At 69.8% G+C, this 16812-nt stretch carries 11 protein-coding genes; 4 read left to right on the forward strand and 7 right to left on the reverse strand.

The genetic code is table 11. The annotated features are described in order from the left end of the window. Positions 1-11: 11 nt before the first annotated feature. The 5 genes from ACIPSA_RS44895 to ACIPSA_RS44915 all read right to left on the reverse strand — a co-directional run bounded on the left by ACIPSA_RS44895 (position 12) and on the right by ACIPSA_RS44915 (position 11287). A complete protein-coding gene (locus ACIPSA_RS44895) occupies positions 12-2855 on the reverse strand; it encodes a type 2 lanthipeptide synthetase LanM family protein (RefSeq protein ID WP_402646401.1) in 2844 nt (947 codons plus the stop codon). A 114-nt stretch (positions 2856-2969) separates the two neighbouring features. Next, on the reverse strand, positions 2970-3170 hold the full coding sequence (locus tag ACIPSA_RS44900; protein WP_402646403.1) for a DUF6229 family protein: 201 nt from the start codon (positions 3168-3170) through the stop codon (positions 2970-2972). A 179-nt stretch (positions 3171-3349) separates the two neighbouring features. Next, positions 3350-5365 carry a discoidin domain-containing protein gene (locus tag ACIPSA_RS44905; protein ID WP_402646460.1) on the reverse strand — a complete coding sequence of 672 codons (2016 nt, stop codon included), beginning with the start codon at positions 5363-5365 and terminating at the stop codon, positions 3350-3352. Positions 5366-5597: 232 nt separating this feature from the next. Next, positions 5598-7283: a tetratricopeptide repeat protein gene (locus ACIPSA_RS44910; RefSeq protein ID WP_402646405.1), complete on the reverse strand. Its 1686-nt coding sequence runs from the start codon at positions 7281-7283 to the stop codon at positions 5598-5600. Between the two features lie 101 nt (positions 7284-7384). Continuing rightward, positions 7385-11287 (reverse strand): CHAT domain-containing protein, encoded by a 3903-nt coding sequence (locus ACIPSA_RS44915; protein WP_402646406.1) that lies wholly within the window; start codon positions 11285-11287, stop codon positions 7385-7387. A 295-nt stretch (positions 11288-11582) separates the two neighbouring features. Here ACIPSA_RS44915 and ACIPSA_RS44920 point away from each other — a divergent pair, with 295 nt between their 5' ends. From ACIPSA_RS44920 to ACIPSA_RS44930, 3 genes are read left to right on the forward strand one after another with little or no spacing between them, the layout of a single operon-like run. Further along, complete coding sequence (locus ACIPSA_RS44920; protein ID WP_402646408.1) at positions 11583-11897, forward strand: hypothetical protein; 315 nt, start codon at positions 11583-11585, stop codon at positions 11895-11897. 9 nt (positions 11898-11906) lie between these two features. Further along, positions 11907-13211, forward strand: a complete 1305-nt coding sequence (locus tag ACIPSA_RS44925; protein WP_402646411.1) for a hypothetical protein — start codon at positions 11907-11909, stop codon at positions 13209-13211. Further along, the gene (locus tag ACIPSA_RS44930; RefSeq protein WP_402646413.1) at positions 13198-14745 is read left to right on the forward strand and encodes a hypothetical protein; all 1548 of its coding nucleotides are present in this window, start codon (positions 13198-13200) and stop codon (positions 14743-14745) included. Before ACIPSA_RS44925 ends, ACIPSA_RS44930 begins: the two co-directional genes overlap by 14 nt. Here ACIPSA_RS44930 and ACIPSA_RS44935 read toward each other — a convergent pair. Next, positions 14742-15413, reverse strand: coding sequence for an enoyl-CoA hydratase-related protein (locus ACIPSA_RS44935; RefSeq protein ID WP_402646416.1), 672 nt, complete (start codon positions 15411-15413; stop codon positions 14742-14744). The two genes, ACIPSA_RS44930 and ACIPSA_RS44935, sit on opposite strands and share 4 nt — an antisense overlap. A 37-nt stretch (positions 15414-15450) precedes the next feature. After that, complete coding sequence (locus tag ACIPSA_RS44940; RefSeq protein ID WP_402646419.1) at positions 15451-16062, reverse strand: TetR/AcrR family transcriptional regulator; 612 nt, start codon at positions 16060-16062, stop codon at positions 15451-15453. A gap of 194 nt (positions 16063-16256) precedes the next feature. On the opposite strand from ACIPSA_RS44940, the gene ACIPSA_RS44945 reads away from it, so the two are divergent. After that, entirely contained in the window at positions 16257-16499 is a 243-nt protein-coding gene (locus ACIPSA_RS44945) for a chaplin (RefSeq protein WP_402646422.1), read from the forward strand. Positions 16500-16812: the final 313 nt, after the last annotated feature.

The following is a 16812-nucleotide window of genomic DNA, read 5'->3' on the forward strand; positions in this document are numbered from 1 at the left end:
GGTTCCGGAGGTCAGTCGAGGAGCAGGGGGTTGGGCAGTGAGGCGTCGGGGTGCATCCGGAGGAGGGTGTGCAGGACTCCTGAGAGGCCGGACATCAGGCTGGGAGAGAACGCTTCGCGGGCCAGGCCGCCGACCGGGCCGCGTTGTTCGAGACCGGTGAGGATCTCGCCGTCGAGGTCGCCGGGGTCGCCGAAGTTCATGGACGTGAGGAACTCCCAGAGGCCGAGGTCCCCGTGGCACAGGGTGTGGCTCCAGCCGAAGCCCTCCGCGGCACAGGCACGTGCGGCGCGGTGGGCCATGTCGAGGTGGGCGGGGTCACCCGCGCGCCGGTGGAGATCGAGCATGCCTATGCCGATCCCCGCACTGCCGTGGCACCAGCTGGTGAAGAAGTCCTCCTCGGCGCCGATGCGGACGTCGAGCCAGTTGCCGTGGCCTGATTGCCAGAGGGACTCCTGGTAGGCGAAGGCCCGTTCGGCGAGGCCGCTCCAGCCGCGCCGTTCGGCCGCGGAACCAGCGTCGCTGAGGGCGAGCCTGGTCAGCGCCCAGCCGATGCCGGTGGCGCCGTGTGCGAAGCCTCCGATGCCCTCGGGGTTGAGCCGGGTCGTCCAGCGGGCACCGCTCGCGTCGGCCGTGGCCAGCCCGGTCAGCCGGCGGCCGATGTGTGCGGCGGCACCGAGCCAGCGGTCCTGCCCGGTCGCCGTGGCGAGGTTGAGCAGGGGGACGATGCCGCCGGCCGCGCCGTTGAGCAGGTCCACCTCGACGTCGTCCTCGACCAGCCGGCCCGCCACGAGCAGCAGGGCTCGCTCGGCGGCCCGCTCCAGCAGCCAGTCCTCACCGAGCACGCGGTGCAGCGCCAGCCAGGTCCACACCTGCGATGCCGCGCCGCTGAACGCCCCGGCCGACGGCGTCGGTGTCCGGTCCTCGGTGCCGACCAGCACCCGCAGCGCGCCCTCGTACGTCTCAGCGACGCCCGGCACCTCCTCGGCCCGCCCGGCCCGCACCTCGGTCACGTACTCCGCGAGGGTCAGCGCCACCCCGCCCTGACCGGTGTAGAGGTCGGCGGGCAACACCCTGATGGACCAGCCCGCGGGGGTGAAGACGGGGCTGATCCAGGTGGCCGTGCCGTCCTCGCCGCGCACCGCCCCGTCGCACAGCCGCCGTACCATCTGCGCGGCCAGGTCGCGGCGGCGCCGCTCCCGGTCACGGGCGTGCGGGTCGCGCGCGGCGGCCTGGACCCGTGCGGGCAGCGAGCGTTCGTTGAGGTACGCGCCCACCAGCGCGTCCTGGATCACCGACTCCTCCAGCGCGAGGTCGGCCGTGCGCCAGTCCTCGACCGTGGACCGGACGGCGGCCGTGTCCACGGTGAAGGTGAACATCGGTACGTCGCCGGCCATGAGTTCCGCGATCTCGCCGTCGATCGCCGTGCGGTCCGTCGGCGCGCCGGGCAGCACCTCGGCGTTGCGCCGCAGGATGTCCCGGGCCCGCTCCACTGCCGCTGGCTCGTCGTGCAGGGACGCCGGATGCCACAGCATCCGGCCGATGTCGACGTACGCCTGCGTCGGGCGCAGGATCCGCCGTGCCCGTGCGCCTTCGAATCGGCGCAGCAGCCGGTAGGGGTCGGTCCCGGGGCGGTGCAGGTAGGCGGTCATCTCGCGGAAGCCGGCCAGGATCCGGTCCCAGTACGCGCTCAGTACCGGTGCGGGGCTGGGATGGTTGCCCGCGGTGGGCATGGCCACCAGGTCCACCTGGAAGCGGGCCGCCGCGGTGCCGCCGTCCGCGATCACCGGGTTCGGGATCAGCGGCTGCTGGCCGGGCAGCGCCCCGACCCCGGAGATGTCCACCCCGCCGAGCGCGAAGCCGGTCCCGCGTACGGGCAGCAGTCCGGTGCGCAGCACCGTACGGCGGATGGCGGCCGCCGCCACGTCCACCGCGTCGCCCTGGCCGCTGGGCGGGAAGGGAGCGGGGGCGTCGAAGAGCGTCTCGGCGTCCACGATCACCGGTACCGGACCCGCGGCGATCATGTTCTCAGCGTGCATGTCGGTGCCGCCGGTGAAGCGGAGGACGGCCAGCCAGTGTCCGACGTTGCGGTAGAACGCGGCGAGTTCGGCATCGTCCGCGCAGTAGCGGTGGCGGACGAACTCGGCCCAGCCGTAGCCCTCGCGGACCAGTGTCCGCGGCACCCGGATGCGCTCGTCCGGCGCCGGGGCGCCGGGGAAGTCCGCGTAGAGCTCGTCCAGCAGCTCGCCCAGTGCCACATCGGCCTGGGACGGACGGGGCTTGTACATGACGTTCCCGCCGGCGAAGTCGACCCGGCTGACCGTCAGGCCGCCCCGGTGGCTGTCGCCCGCCCCGAACGCGACGGCTCGTATGTCCCCCGCGGGTGCTCCCAGCAGTGGCCGCAGCAGTGCGCGGTCCGCGGCGAGCCGTTCCGCGAAGCCGGCCGTCGCCGCCACCGACAGTCGCGCCACCGACGCGACACGCGTGCCGAGGGTCGGGTATCGGTCGGCCAGCCGGTCGAGATAGCCCTCCTCGCCTGCCTGCTCGATGAACGCGGCCCACGTCCGGGTGTCGGTTCCGGCCCCCGGCTCCTCGCCGGTGTGCCCGCCGCCGACCGTCATGCGCAGCGCGTGCAGTTCGATCAGGAACAGACGGGACAGCTTCGCGTGCAGGGAGTTGAGCAGTGCGGTGTGGCCGGCCTCCAGCACCGTGTCCCGTTCCTCCCGGCTCAGCGCGTCCACGGCCGCCAGCCGCCGGGCCAGTTCTTCCCGCCACGGACGGGCGATGCTCCGTACGGGCCGGGCGAACCACTCGGCCTCGCCCCTGTCTTCCGATTTCTCCGGCACCGATCCGCTCACCGTCCGCTGTCCCCTTCTCCGCTTCTCCGCCGCACGTCCGCGCCCTGCGAGGCGCCCAGACAACACGAGGGGAACCGCGCGCGGCTGGGCGCGCGGTTCCCCGTGCTCATGCGATCAGCAGCACCAGCTGCCGCGCGACCCGCTCGGGCTGGAACAGAAGCCGTAGAGGGAGTCGCTCGGGTCGGTGAGTGCGGCCTCGGCGGCGGCGCCCCCGACGTACAGCGGCCCGGCGGGGTTGATCTGCCCGTGCGCGCTCTCGGCGCCGGACAGCCATGCGTCGAGCACGGCGGCGGTGTGAACACTGGTCTGGGGCATGGGTGGCCTCCGGACGTAGGAATTGGGGCGGATTGCCCAGCCCTGAGTATCACGGTGTTCGAACACCCGTCAGACGACTAATCCGGCCACAGTCAGGTGGTGTCCGTGCGACGCACCGCCGTCCGTGGGGCGGGCGGGACGGCGGTACGACGGCACGGCGCTGGGGTCAGTCGCAGCGGTCAGTCGCTGTGGACACCGACCTCGTACAGCGAGTACCCCCAGCCGGTCCCGCGTTCGAGGCCGTGGACGCGGACGTACCGGGCGGGTGTGCCTGCGAAGCGGGCCGTGTCCAGGCCGCCGTCACCGGATGTCGTGGACCAGGCGGTCTGCCAGTTCACGCCGTCGGTGGAGAGCTCGATGCGGTACGACTTCCCGTACGCGCGCTCCCAGTCGAGCGTGACGCGCCCGACCCGGTGAGTGGAGCCCAGGTCGACCTGCAGCCACTGGTCGTCGCTCCAGTCGCTGGCCCAGCGGGTGTCCCGGGTGCCGTCGACGGCGCGGCCGGGCGCGTAACTGACGAACGGGTTCCACTCCGTCGAACTGGCCGTGACCGTCGCTCCCTTGGCGAGATTGACGCCGGCCTGGTGCTGCTCCGTCGCGCCCAAGGTGTCGAGGTAGGACTCGGCGCCCCGGAAGAGGTCGTTCACCACGTCCTGGCCGCCGACGCGCCGGATGTCCTCGATCCAGTCGGGAACGAGGCCGTAGTGCGCGGCTCCGTCGGTGTTCAGGTCCCAGGTGCGCTGCCCGGTGGTCTGCCGGTCGATGACCGAGCCGCCGTCGACACTGCGGAAGGGGTAGGTGACCTTGTTGGGGGCATCCGCGCCACGGGGTCCCGGCCAGCCGCCGACACCGTTCATGTCCGTGCCGTAGCCGTAGCCGACGTCGTACTTGTCCCGCAGCGCCTTCGTGCGGTTCGCCTCGGCCACGAATCCCTCGGAGCCGTGCATGTACTGGGCGATGAAGCCGCCGAGGCCGTAGACCCGCTCGGTCCAGTTCAGGTCCATCCAGCTGTGCGAGGAGATGACGCCGGGATACGACTCGGACTCAAGAATGTCGAGCGCGCGGCCGACGGCCTTGACGCCCATGTGGTCGATCTCCAGCATCATCTTGCGTTTCATCATGCCGCGTACGGCATACTCACCCAGGTCGGTGAGCCCACGGGCGTTGCACTGCGCGTCCGAGGCGTACGAGGGGACGCTCACGCCCGCCGGGAGTTTCGCCTCGGCCTCGGCCGCCGTGGCCGAGCCGATGGGGTTGTCGTGCTGGGGGCCCGTGCACTTCTCCGTCTTCCAGAAGGTGCCGGTCGACAGGAACTGCCCGACGTTGATGGCCGTTCCGAGGCTGCCCGAGTCGAAGCGGACGCCGCACAGCGCGTTGTCGAACTTGTGGCAGAGGAACATGCTGCGCACGCCCAGCGAGTACAGCTCGTCCAGTCCGGCGTCGATGTCCTTCTTGTCGCACTGCGGGATGTCCAGGATCATCTTGCAACCGAACGGCTCGGAGGTCTCCACGCCCAGGATGACCGCCAGCTTGCCCTGCTTGATGACCTCACGGGCCTGGGCGCTGTCGGTGACGATCCGGAACCAGCCCTTGCCCGTCCCGCCGTACATCTTGTCGATGTACGCCTGCAGTTCGTAGGTCAGCTTCGCCTGCAGCCGGATCGACGTCATCTCGTCGCAGCTTCGGTCCTTGAAGAAGTACACCGAGCAGATCACGCCGTTGGTGACGAGGTCGTTGACGAGCACCCGCTGGCCGCCGCGCCAGGCCCGTTCCACCCAGGCGTAGTAGTTCTGCTGATGGGTCAGCGAGTCGTGCGCGGGCCAGTCCTTGAACGTCGGCCAGCCGACCGGGTCGTGCTTGCCGTCACCGCCCTTGGTGATGAAGTCGAATATGGCGAGCGATCCGTCGGGGTAGTGCTCGGGACAGTCCTTGAGCGCGTCGGCGATCCCGGCCTCGGAGAAGACCTTGCCGCAGATGAGCCGCCCGCCGAAGGCCTCGTTGGCGAAGAGGTGGTCGTGGGCGTCGACGAACCCGCGCACCTCGCCCTTGGCATCGGTGCCGGTGAACGGCTCACCGGTGACATCGATCTGGGAGTCCGGCGTGGGTCGTGCGGTCGGGATCCACCAGTCGTTGCCGGCCGCCGAACTCGGCGTGGGGCCGAGGACGGCGGCCAGTAGCAGGAGGAGCAGCGACATGACAGCGACGTGTTTGGGTCTGCGGTACGGGCGTCTGGACTTGGTCACGGCCCACGTCCCTCGGTCGGCGGGATGCGCGGTCGACGGGCCAGGCGGGTCCGCGTCCCACAGACCCCTGCCTGGGGTTGTCATGACCAGCGCAAGATACGCGACGAGGATCGCCACTGTTGTACGCCGAGTCAAGAGACAGACACGGGCAACCTCTTCGGGGCGGCGTCGGCAAACGTGCCGCTCAATCGCAGCAAGCGCTGTCCGCAGCCGAGTGCGGAACCGTGTCCAGACGGCAGAAGCAGGACGAATCGATCGGTACGTCGGCCGTCGCGGCCGCGAGTTTCAACTGCTGGGCCACGATCCGCGCCTCGTCCGTCCTGCCGAGCCGCTGGAGGCATTCGTGGTAGCCGTGCAGGGACCAGACGTTGCCGGGGTGCTGCAGAGGCCGGGGAAGCGTGTCGTCGATGCCGAGGTCGGCGCGGTAGACAGCCTCCGCCTCCGGGATCAGGCCCTGCTCCAGGAGCAGGGCACCATACGCGTGGCGGGTGGGCTGCATCCACCCCCACGGTTCGTCGTAGGGGAGGTGGTCGTCCAGTTCGATCGAGCGGCGCAGCGCGGCGAAGGCGGCGTCGTAGTCGCCCTTGCGGTAGTCGAGTTCGCCGTCGAGCATCGCCGAGGCGATGGCGAGAATGTCCGAGCAGGTGTTGTTGAACAGCATGCGTGTCTCCGGGACGCGGGCCACCGCCTCCCGGAAGAGCTCGCGTTCCGTCTCGGCGGCGGCGATCCTGCCGGTGGAGGAGAGCGCGACACCGCGCGCGTAGTGCAGCATCGCGGTGCTCACGCAGTACAGTCGCGGATCGGCGGGCATGGGCAGGCCCAGGATGTCCTCCCACCGGCCGAAGCGGATCAGGACGTGCACCCGCATCGCGAGGAAGCCCTCCAGCCAGTCGGCCATGGGCGGACTCTCCACGCGCAGCAGATCCTCCGGTACGGCGGCCTCCAGCCGCTCCGCCGTTTCGAGCGCGTCCCGGGAGCGGCCGAGGAACATCGCGCCGTAGATCCTGAAGTGGTAGTTGTGACACCGGTACAGGGTGTAGAAGTTCAACGCGCCTTCCCTGGCGTGGAACCTCTCGTCGGCGGCGATCGCCGCGGCATTGTCGGAAACCACCCTCCGGTAGTCGCCACACAGCACCTCCAGATGTGACGGCATGTGCTGCAGGTGGCCGCCGTCGGGCACCATGCCTCGCAGCAGGTCGGCGACAGGCAGGGCGGCCTCGGGGGTCGGGGACATCTCCATCAGGTGGATGTACATGTGCAGCAGGCCGGGGTGGCGCGTGCCCGCCTCCGTCGCGATCGCCCCTTCGAGCACGGACCTGGCCTCCGGTGTCCGTGCTCCCTCGGCCGGCAGGCCCGTGCGGATGTCCCAGAGCTGCCAGGGGGTGAGGTTCATCAAGGCGTCCGCGTACAACGTCACCACGTCGAGGTCGTCGGGCGCCAGCAGGTGGACGGCGCGCATGCTGTCGGCGTAGGCCTCGCTCCACACCGACAGGCCCTCGATGTCCTCCGCCTCCGCCCGCGGGTAGCGGGCGCGCAGTGCCTCGATGAGAGCGCGTTCCACGGGGGTGGCGGTCGCCGCCGCGGCGTGCGCGCGCTCCACGGCGGCATGCGTGCGTGCGACCGTACGCGCGAGGTCCTGCTCGTCGAAGAACTCCCAGGGCTTGTTGTAGTTCGGGCCCAGGGCGTAGGCCACGCCCCAGTAGGCCATGGCGCAGTCGAGGTCCGCCTCGGCGGCCGCTTCGAAACAGCGCACGGCCTCCTCGTGGTTGAAGGCGTACGTCCAGATCAGCCCGCGGTCGAACCACATCTGCGCGTCGGGGGACGATGTCGTCACACGCCGGCTGTGGCTGCCTAGCTCGTAGTAGTTCACATGGGCTCCCGCCGAGTCGGCTCACCCGGCCCGGTCACGAGGACACACGACGACAGCCGGTGTTCCGACCCTAGCCGGGCCCTGAGGAAAAACATGCCCATTCACACGGAATCATACGAATTGAGCTGCGCCCATCCCGAGACGATGAACGGTGCCCAGTAGTAAGGGTGTGTGAAGAGTCGCTCGGTCTGCCGTTCCCGGTAGAAGTCGACGGCCCGTCGCGCGATCCGGGAGGAGCCGTCGGACTCCGCATGAACACGTTCCCAGTGCTCCACGACCCCCAATTCCCCGACGGTGGCGTCGCGGACGGTGAACTGAGCCTCTCGCAACGCCGTCACGGTCGCGTGTCCGTCGCGCAGATTGCGGTAGAACTCCCGCATCAGCAGCACCGTGGACAGGTCGTCCACGTCCCACAGGGTGCTGAGCACCGTGGGGGCACCTGCCTGGATGAAACCCGCGGGCAGACCCAGATGTTCGTCGGGCATCTCGATGAAGTCCGACATACCTGTCTCGCAGGCGGAGAGCACGACCAGACGTGTGGAGCTCAGATCGGTCTCCGCCGCCATCAGTCCCCTCACCGTCATGCGCTCGTCGGCGAGCACCAGACCGGATTCCAGCGGATCGGCCCAGCCGTAGGTGCCGTGGCAGGCGAAGTGCAGGTGGGTGTGGGCCGGGATGGTCGCGCGCACCCGCCGCAGCGTCGCGTCCGCTCCCACCAGGATGCTCCGGGACCGAGGGGGGAAGAAGTCCGCGATCTCCATCGCCTCGCTGCGCGCCAGGCGCAGATCGTCCGTCGGGTCGGCGACCGCGAGCAGGGACGGAACAGCGCCCGAGCGGGCGGCCGCCCTGCCCCGGCTGACATCCAGCGTGTAGGCGCTGGGGGCGTACGAGACGGCGTAGTCGTCCAGCAGGTACCTGCGGGCCCCGCCCTCCGTCCGCCACGCGGCATGCAGGGGCAGGAGGCTGACGCCGCCCTGCGGAAGGATGGTGACGGGTGCTCCGGGGGCGAGGCCCATCGAGTCGAGGTGGTGGCGCAACGGTCCCCCGATGAGATCCCAGAGTTCACGCGTCCACAGGTCGATGATCGGCATGCGCTGTTCGCGATCGCCGGGCTTGAGCCACCCCGGCACGTGCCGGTCACCGAAGAGGACCCTGCTGAGGGCTTTGCTGTCCATGGCCGGGAGGTCCACGGTGTGCACCTCGGCCGCCGATGCCGCGGTCGCGGATGCCTCGGACGCGGACCGCACGACGAGCAGTACCCCGCCCTGCGAGGTGATCAGCGGCGCGACCAGGGCTCCGCCCGCCGGAACCAGGTCCGCGATCCGTTCCGCGTCCAGGCTGCCGGGCATGAATCCGGGATGTTCCGCGCGGATGGATTCGACCACTGCGTCGAGGGCGGAGCGTGCCTGCGCCAACAGACGTCCCGTGTGGGTCGGAGGGCCCGCCGGTGCCGTGATCCTGCCCGCCGGTGTCGTGATCCCGCGGCGCATGTGCGCTTCCAGTTCCCTGACGGCGGCGCGGGAGCTGTGCAGCACTTCCGCCTGGGCGTCGGACAGTCCCGTCGTCGCCGCGTCGTTGAGTGCGAGCTCCTCGGTGAGCAGACGCGTCTTGCCCCGCTCCAGCTGGACCAGCGCCGCGCGCTCGTCGCCGAGCCGCAGCCGGCAGAACGCGGCCTGTGCGTATGTGCCTGCCCTGCCTCGGACGTGCGTCTCCCGGCCGGGCGGGGTGTAGGCCTCCGCGACCAGTGTCTCGCTCAGCTCGATGGCCTCGGTCAACGGAGGAAGGGCGGCCTCCCACCGCTTCTGCTCGAAGAAGAGGGTCCCGAGCGTTTCCAGCGTTTCCACGCGTTCGGCGGGATACGCTCCCGCGGAACGTACCTCGAGGGCCTGCCGTAGATGTCCTGCGGCCCGGTCTGCGGCGTCCGGGTCGTCACTCGCCAGATTGGCCAGTGCGGTGCCCAGATTGTGCTGGATGAGGGCCCAGTGGTGCGGCTCGACGTCATACCGGTACACCTCCAGGGCCAGGGTGTAGCGGTGAACGGCCTCGCGCAGATTGGCGGTCCGGTCACCGTGGCGACGCGTGCTCAGCACTGAGGCCAGGTTGGCCTGGTGGTTCGCCCACGTGCCCGGGAACTTGTCGCGGCTGAGCGTCCGCAGGACGGCTTTGTGCGTCGACAGGGCCGCGTCGGCGCCGTCCCGCGGGTCGAGGGCCGCCTGGAGCGCGGCCAGGGTGACTTGAGCCTCGGCCCACAGCTCAGGGAACGTGTCGGCGGTGAGGGCGGTCAAGGCCGACTCGCAGTGCTCCACCCCGGCACGCAGGTTTCGGTCACGGTCACCGACGAGCCGTCGAAGGTGGGCCGCGGCGAGGTTCAATTGCGCGCGCCCCCAGTTCTCGGGGTGATTCCGCGCGGTGTAGACCGTGAGGGCATCCTTGATGCACTCGATGGCCTGTTCGATGTTCTCGGCACGGTCACCTTCCGGGTGCAGAAAGTACGCCAGCCCGAGGGCCATGCGGGCGTTGGCCCATGGCCATGGATGCCGGGTTGATGTCAGTACCTCCAGAGCATTGTCCAGAAGCTCGATGCTCCGGTCGAGGTTCTCTGCGGGGTCGCCGTACACTCGGTGCTTGTAGAAGGAGCCGAGTGAGCTGGTGCGGACCGCCCAGGTGTCCGGGTCGCCGTCGCGCGTGACGCCGTCGAGCGCGTCGGCCATGCAGTCGATCGCCTGCTCGATGTTGCTTCCCCGGTCGCCTTGGACGCGTTTGGCGTAGGCATTGGCCCAGTTCATGCGATTCAGCGCTCGCTCAGAGGAGAAGTCGCCCCGGGAGAAGACCTCGTCGGCCAGGCGATGGTGTTCGATGGACTCTTCCAGATACCCCGCCCGGTCGGGTCCGGCCAGTTGGGAGAGGGCACTGCCCAACTCGGACTGCAGAACTCCCCACAGATGGACGGGATCACGACCGACGAGCAGGTCCAGTGCGGTCCGCAGCAAGTCGACCCGTCGGGGAACGGACTCCTGGCCGGTGAGGGTGCCCAACTCCAGGAGGATCGGGGAGAGGTCGCCGCGTGTCCGGTCCGGCATCACGGCCAGCACGGGAAACCGCTTGTCGTGAAGCGCCAGTTGCCGGAACTCGGGATGTGCCCGCAAAAGCGCCTCCAGTTGCTCCGCTGACACGAGTCCCGTCCGGCCTCCCACTCTGGCCAGTTCTTCGGCGAAGCGCTGTCGAAGCTCGTGATCCTGGACTGGGTCACCGTCCGGCAGGCCGGCGAAGACCTCGTCCACGCCCTCGGTCCGGCATCTGCGCAGCACCAGCAGATGGGACGTCACCAGCGCCGGCATCAGCGAGTTGTCCTGACCTGCCGCCTGTGCCGCCTCTGCCGCTTCCATGGCGAACGACAGGAAGGCGTCCGTGTCGTCGCTCAGCAGCAGGTCCGTGTTCTGCTCCAGGACGATGCGGGCCTGCGGCCAGGTGTCGGCGTCGATGAAGGCGTACACGGCCTTCACGAGTACGGCGGGAAAGGTCGCCGCCTGGTTCGCGAATGCCACCTCGGTGCCCCGGACCCGACAGACCGCCAGCAGGTCTCGGCGCTCCCGCACGCGTTGGACGATGCGCTCGTCGTCGCGGAACTGGACGAGGTAGAACGAGAAGACCCGGTCGGCGACGGGGTCGAAGAGGTCGGCCGAGCACTCTTCGACGATCCCGCGCACCTCGTCCATGCCCTGCGTCTCGACGAACCGGTGGACGGCGCCCCACACCCGCTCCGGGATCTCCGGTGCGGCATGGGCCCGTTCGACCCCTTCGTCACGGCATCGGGCGAGTAGCAACCGAAGCCCGCGCAGATCAGCGACGGCGTCCTCGTCACCGCGCTCCGCGTACTGGGCGATGACCAGACCGATGAACTCGTCGGCCGCGTCGGAGAACAGCACATCACCCCGGTCGGCGAGCAGTCGCAGGCGCTCCTGGCGGCTCGCGGCATTGAGGTACGCGAGCACGACCTCGCTCACGTCCGACGGTTCCTCTGCGCGCCCGTGCGACCCCCGTCGAGGCAACGACATCGCCTTCACCCCCACCAAACCCCCGTTTCTTCGACATTAGCCTCGCCCTGCGCAGGGCGTACGAGATAGTGAGAAAGTCGGCGACACCGGGGGAGGCAGCGGGGTGGACTACGTCATGGCGCACCTGTCAGCGACGGGGTTCCTGGTGGTTCTCGACGCCGAGGGTGCGCCTTGCCAGGTGAGAGGCCCTGATGGCGTGTTTCCCGCCGTGGTCGTGGCACCGGCGGAGCCATTGGAGTCTCTCGTGGCGCTGGACCATGTCGTCGCCATGCTCAACAACGGCTCACCGGGTGTGGTCGTCGCGGACGGTGGCCGTGTGGTGGGCGTGGTGGACGCCGATGTCCTGATCGACGCCATGCTCCTGCGCGGGCGCGTACGCCGGAGCGGCGAGCAGGACGGAGGTTCCGACGTGACGCTGTTCGGGCGGGCCGAACCCGTCCGTCCCTACGTCTCGATCCGCTGCCTGACCTGTGGTGCCACCAACACCTTCGACGTCTACCTGCCCGGCCGCGACGCCGAGTGCCGCAATGCCCACCGTCTCCTGCCCGACCTCGGCTGAGGCCGGGCGATGACGGGTCTGCTCCAGACGGCGCAGGGCGTCCTGGGGCGCCGCATGCTCACCACGACATGGCTCCCCGTCCTGGCGTTCGGCACCGGCCTGGTCGCCCTGACAGCCGGTGGCACGGGATGGGGCACGGCACTGCGCAGGTGGGAGGGGCTCGGCGTCGACGTCAGGACGACGGCGGTCCTGCTCTTCGTGACCGCGACCGCGCTACTGTCCCAACTGCTCGCCGCCGCACGTCCGTCGGTCATCAAGCTGTTCGAGGGGTACTGGGACGGGATCCCCCTCGGCCGACGCTGTGCCCTGCGCCTGAGTGCCCGCCGCCCGGGGGTCGACACCGCGCGGCCCTGGACCGCCCCGACGCCCGAACGGCTGATGCCCACCCGGTTCGGCAACGTCCTGCGGGCCGCCGAACAAGCGGCAGAACGGTACGGCATGGACGCGGTCACCGCCTGGCCGCGTCTGTACACGGTCCTTCCCGACGCCTTCCGAGCGAGTCTGGCCACCGCCGCCGGGACTCTCGACCTCATGGTCACCATCAGCATGCTCGGCGCCGTGTTCACCGTGGCCGGCACCACCGTGGCGGCGCTGCTGCTCCCGTGGCAGGCCGCGCCGGTGTGCGCCGTGGCCGGGCTGGTCGTCGCACGGCTCGGGTACCGCGGCGCGGTCCATGCCGCGGCCCCGTACGGTGACCTGGTACGCAGCGCCTTCGACGTGCACAGGTGGCTGCTCATCGACGCCATGGGCCTTCAGCGGCCCGGGGGTTACGCCGAGGAACTCGCGCAGTGGCGGCAGATCCATCAGCTGTGGCAGCGCGGGCACCCCGACAGCGGCTCGGCCTGGATGCTCGGTTATCCCCCGAAGGAGAACGGCACCTTCCGGTACCCGGCGGAGCGCGGCGGGCCGACGGCCACCGGCCGGCTCCCCGCCTTTCACATCCTGTCTCCGCACGACCTCGAGCCCCCCGCCACCGATCTTGTCGGCCGGTACACACTGCGCACCATCGACCGGGGGGAGCCGGTCGCACCGGACGCCCTGGGCCCCGCGCTGGGGGCCGAGGCATTCAGGGGGCGCCTGATCGCCGCGTTGCGCACCCGGTCCACTCCCCTGGAGGTCGCGCCGGGCGACCGAGTCCGTCTCGTCGGCATCCCGGAGTCCGGTAGCCCGTACCACGCGACGGATGTCGTGGTCCTCGCCCGGCCCGGGGACGAGTCGCTCGTCGCCCTGCTGCCGCAGTCCGATCTGGACGTGCTCCTGCCGATGCAGGACGTCGTCGTATCGCTGGAGGGCCATCCCCATGGAGATCACTGACAGTTGCCGTACCTCGTTCAGCCCCATGGGAGGCACCTACTCGTACGGCGGCGGAGCCCGGTATGCCAGCCCCATGGCCGGGGGCACGCTCTACCCCGAACTGGCGGAATTCCATGCCGCGCAGCACGAGTACCTGGCCCTGGCCAACGCGACCGACGCCATCGCGCGGTTGCACACGCCCTCACTCACCCGTGGAGAGCGGGAACTGAGTGATGAGCACCGGAGGCTCGTCGAGGACCTGATCGCTACGGTGACCAGAACGACGACGGTCATCCACGAACTCGTCGCGACGTACATGAGTTTCCTTCTCTTCGCCGCGCGCTCGCCGGGAAGCCTGTCCAGCGCCCGTGCGGAACTGTCGCAGAGCTACCGGGAGTTGCTGAGGCGCGGCGAACTCGCCTTCGGTGCCGTGGACGACGGACGCCGACGCGCCGAGGTCGCAACCGTCGTCCTGACCTGCGCGATCGCCAGCATGAACCTGCCGTATCGCGTCGAACACGTGCGGTTCGACATGCTGGCGGAGTGCATCGCCTTCATCGAGGCGGATCCCCCGGACCGGCGCTTCCTGTGTCTGCTCGACCGACTGCGTCCGGTCTGGGACGAAAACAGCTTCCTCACGGGTGCTGCCGACCGCCCGGGTGACAACGCGACGGACATTCAGGCCCGGGTCGGGGCGCGCATCAGAGCGACGCTGCCCGACATGACCTTCTTCCTTCACCACGAACAGCCCCTGCTGTTCCGCAAGATGGCAGCCGGACTGCAGGACGACGGCCGGCGCCATGGCTATCGGTTCCTCGACGGCATGCGGGTGGAACCGCATCCCGATGACACCGCGCTCGACCGCGCGGGAGCGCGGCTCATGCTCCCCGGGCTGGACGAGCACGAGCCGCTCGATGTGTCCCTGAAACAACTGCTGTACGCTCGCGGGTCCTTGGAGGAGTTCACGGCCGCGGCGCGGTGGTGCCGGCAGCACGACCGTCGACTGCTCACCCACGTCTTCACCGCAGGGCACAGTGACGTGGGACTCACCTGCTTCACCAGTGGCGGAAGGCCTCGCCCGACTCCCTTCGCCATGAAATGTTCCATGCCGTCGCTGGTGCGGAGCCTGGCACTACTGCCAAAGGGCTCCGTGGTGTTGAAGATCGATGAACGACGGGCGGAAGGCGCGGCCGACAGCCTCGCCAGGACCGGCCATCCCACCTTCGTGCTGGCCCACGACACCCGCCCACGCAATGTCTACGACCACATCGTGCGGGCTGCGCGGCGGCAGCGGGTGTCGGTGAGCGGGATCGAGTTCCGGGGCGACGAGTTCGTTGTCTCCGTAGCGCATGCGCACAGCGACAACCTGACGCTGCTCGCTCCGATGACCATGCCCGGAAGGCGGATCCTCGGCACGGCGCTGGGTGACGTGGCCGACGTGGATTTTCCCGAAGCCGACGTCTTCGTCGACGGCCTCGGTTTCATCACGGACGGCTCGATGACCCAGGAGCACTTCTTCGAACTCCTCCGCACGTGCTACGTGGGCGTTCGCTAGCCGAGGGGGTTGCTCGGGTCGCGCAGTTCGGCGAGTGCGGGCGCGTACATGCGGGCCTTGATGGCGCCGAGCGTGTCGCCCGCCTTGCCCGCCTGGGCCTGGGCGATCCCGACGGCGGTCTCCCTGACGGCGTCCCCGGCGACGGCGAGGTCGACGATGCCGGCGGCCGCGGCGTCGTGACCGCCGTAGCGGCGGCCGGTGACCATGGCCTCGTGGGCTGTCTGCGGGGTGAGCCGGGCCTGGATGAGCGCGGACATGCCCGGGGTGAAGGGGATGTTGATGTCCACCTCGGGGAGGCACCAGAATCCACGGTCGGCACGCATCACCCGGAAGTCCTGGGCCAGGGAGAGCATCGCGCCGGCGGCGAAGGTGTGGCCCTGCAGCGCGGCCACGGTGATCACGGGGAGGGACAGGAACCGGGCGAAGAGCTCGTGCACGGACACGACGTAGTCCCGGTAGGCGTCGGCGTGGGCGGACAGCCATTCCAGGTCCAGGCCGTTGGAGTAGAACTTGCCCGTGGCGGCGGTCACCAGGGCACGCGGGCCGCCCGACTTCTCCACCTCGTCGAGGGCGTCGTTGACGGAGGCGATCCAGTCGGGGTGGAAACGGTTCTCTCCGTCTCCGAGGTCGAGGACGTAGACGTTGTCCTGGCGGTCGAGCGTGGGCATGACGGCTCCTCCGGGTGGGCGGGTCGGGAACAGCGGGTCACGGCCTCGGACCGTGGCCCGTGCCGGGCTGGTCCCGCAGGGCGTGGACCAGCAGGTCTTGGATCTCGGCGGCGGCCGCGTCCATCGGAGCGGTGCTCCGCTCGGCCCGGCACATGATCACCGCGCCTTCGACCGCGGCGATGACGAATGCCGCCAGCCGCCTGCCGCGGTCTTCGGACAGGCCGTGGCGGACGAACAGGGCGGCCAGCGCTTCCTGCCAGCGGGCGAACACCGCGGCGGCGGAGCGAGCGAGTTGCGGGGCCTCGTCGTTGGTCTCCACGGCCACGGCCACGATCGGGCAGCCGGCCCTGAAGTCGCTGTCCACGAGCCGGTGCCGCCACAGTGTGAAGAAGGCGTCGATCGCCTCCAGCGGGTTCTCGGCCTGCATGGCCGCGTCGATGCGCCCCGCGATGAAGTCACCGGCCAGCGCCACGGCCTCGTCGATCAGCTGCGCACGCCCGCCCGGGAAGTGGTGGTAGACGGATCCGCGCGGGGCGCCGCTGTGCGCAAGGACCCGGTCGATGCTGGTCGCGGCGGCACCGTGTTCACGCAGCAGGGCTGCGGCGCTGAGCACCATCCGCTCCCGGCTGTCGCTCTTGCGGGAGCTCATCTCGCTACCGGCCTCTCATTGACTACCTGCAAGTAACTTATGGTATATGGCATAGAACATGCAAGGGTTTCTCGCATGGACCTCGGCGACGTCGCACTCCTCAGCCGCGTCCGTCCGGCCTAACAGAAGGTGCGGCACGGGCGGATCACGGCATCTGATAGAGACACCCTCACTTTCGACAAGGGAGACCCGATATGCGCATCCGCGCCGCCGCCCTGACCGCCGCCCTCACGGGCGCCCTCGCTCTCGCCGGGACCACGGCCGCCCACGCCGCGGACCCCGTCCCCGTGACCGGAGTCGCCGCCAACAGCCCCGGCGTCCTCTCCGGAAACGTCATCCAGGTCCCCATCACCATCCCGGTCAACCTGTGCGGCAACTCTCTCAACGTCCTCGCGGCCCTGAACCCGGCGTACGGCAACGCCTGCGTCAACCAGTAGCACTGCCGAGTCGGCGTTCACCGAGGCTCCGGGCCCGCGACGGGCCCGGAGCCTCGTGCGTCCGTCCGAGAACAGGCGCCGAGAACAAGCGGCTTCCTTCGCCTCCGCCTCGCCGTCGTCCGATCGAGGAACGATCGGAAGCGTTCATTGGATTTCATTGAAGGAAATAGCGTGATTTTGTAGCCGTTCTCCATGGCATGTTGGGCCTCCTTCCTTCTCCCCGTGGAGGCAACACGTGCCCGATGTTGTTCGCGGCCCCGGGACGGCGCCGGCCCACCCCCGATGGTCGGATCGCCTGATCCGGCAGATCGAC

It is taken from the genome of Streptomyces sp. NPDC086549, assembly GCF_044746205.1.
In the GTDB taxonomy this organism is placed as follows: Bacteria; Actinomycetota; Actinomycetes; order Streptomycetales; family Streptomycetaceae; genus Streptomyces.

Coding starts and splice junctions, on each gene's coding strand:
- ACIPSA_RS44940 (WP_402646419.1), bottom strand. CDS start 16,062: ATGAGCTCCCGCAAGAGCGACAGCCGGGAGCGGATGGTGCTCAGCGCC.
- ACIPSA_RS44930 (WP_402646413.1), top strand. CDS start 13,198: ATGGAGATCACTGACAGTTGCCGTACCTCGTTCAGCCCCATGGGAGGC.
- ACIPSA_RS44905 (WP_402646460.1), bottom strand. CDS start 5,365: ATGTCGCTGCTCCTCCTGCTACTGGCCGCCGTCCTCGGCCCCACGCCG.
- ACIPSA_RS44925 (WP_402646411.1), top strand. CDS start 11,907: ATGACGGGTCTGCTCCAGACGGCGCAGGGCGTCCTGGGGCGCCGCATG.
- ACIPSA_RS44900 (WP_402646403.1), bottom strand. CDS start 3,170: ATGCCCCAGACCAGTGTTCACACCGCCGCCGTGCTCGACGCATGGCTG.
- ACIPSA_RS44935 (WP_402646416.1), bottom strand. CDS start 15,413: ATGCCCACGCTCGACCGCCAGGACAACGTCTACGTCCTCGACCTCGGA.
- ACIPSA_RS44945 (WP_402646422.1), top strand. CDS start 16,257: ATGCGCATCCGCGCCGCCGCCCTGACCGCCGCCCTCACGGGCGCCCTC.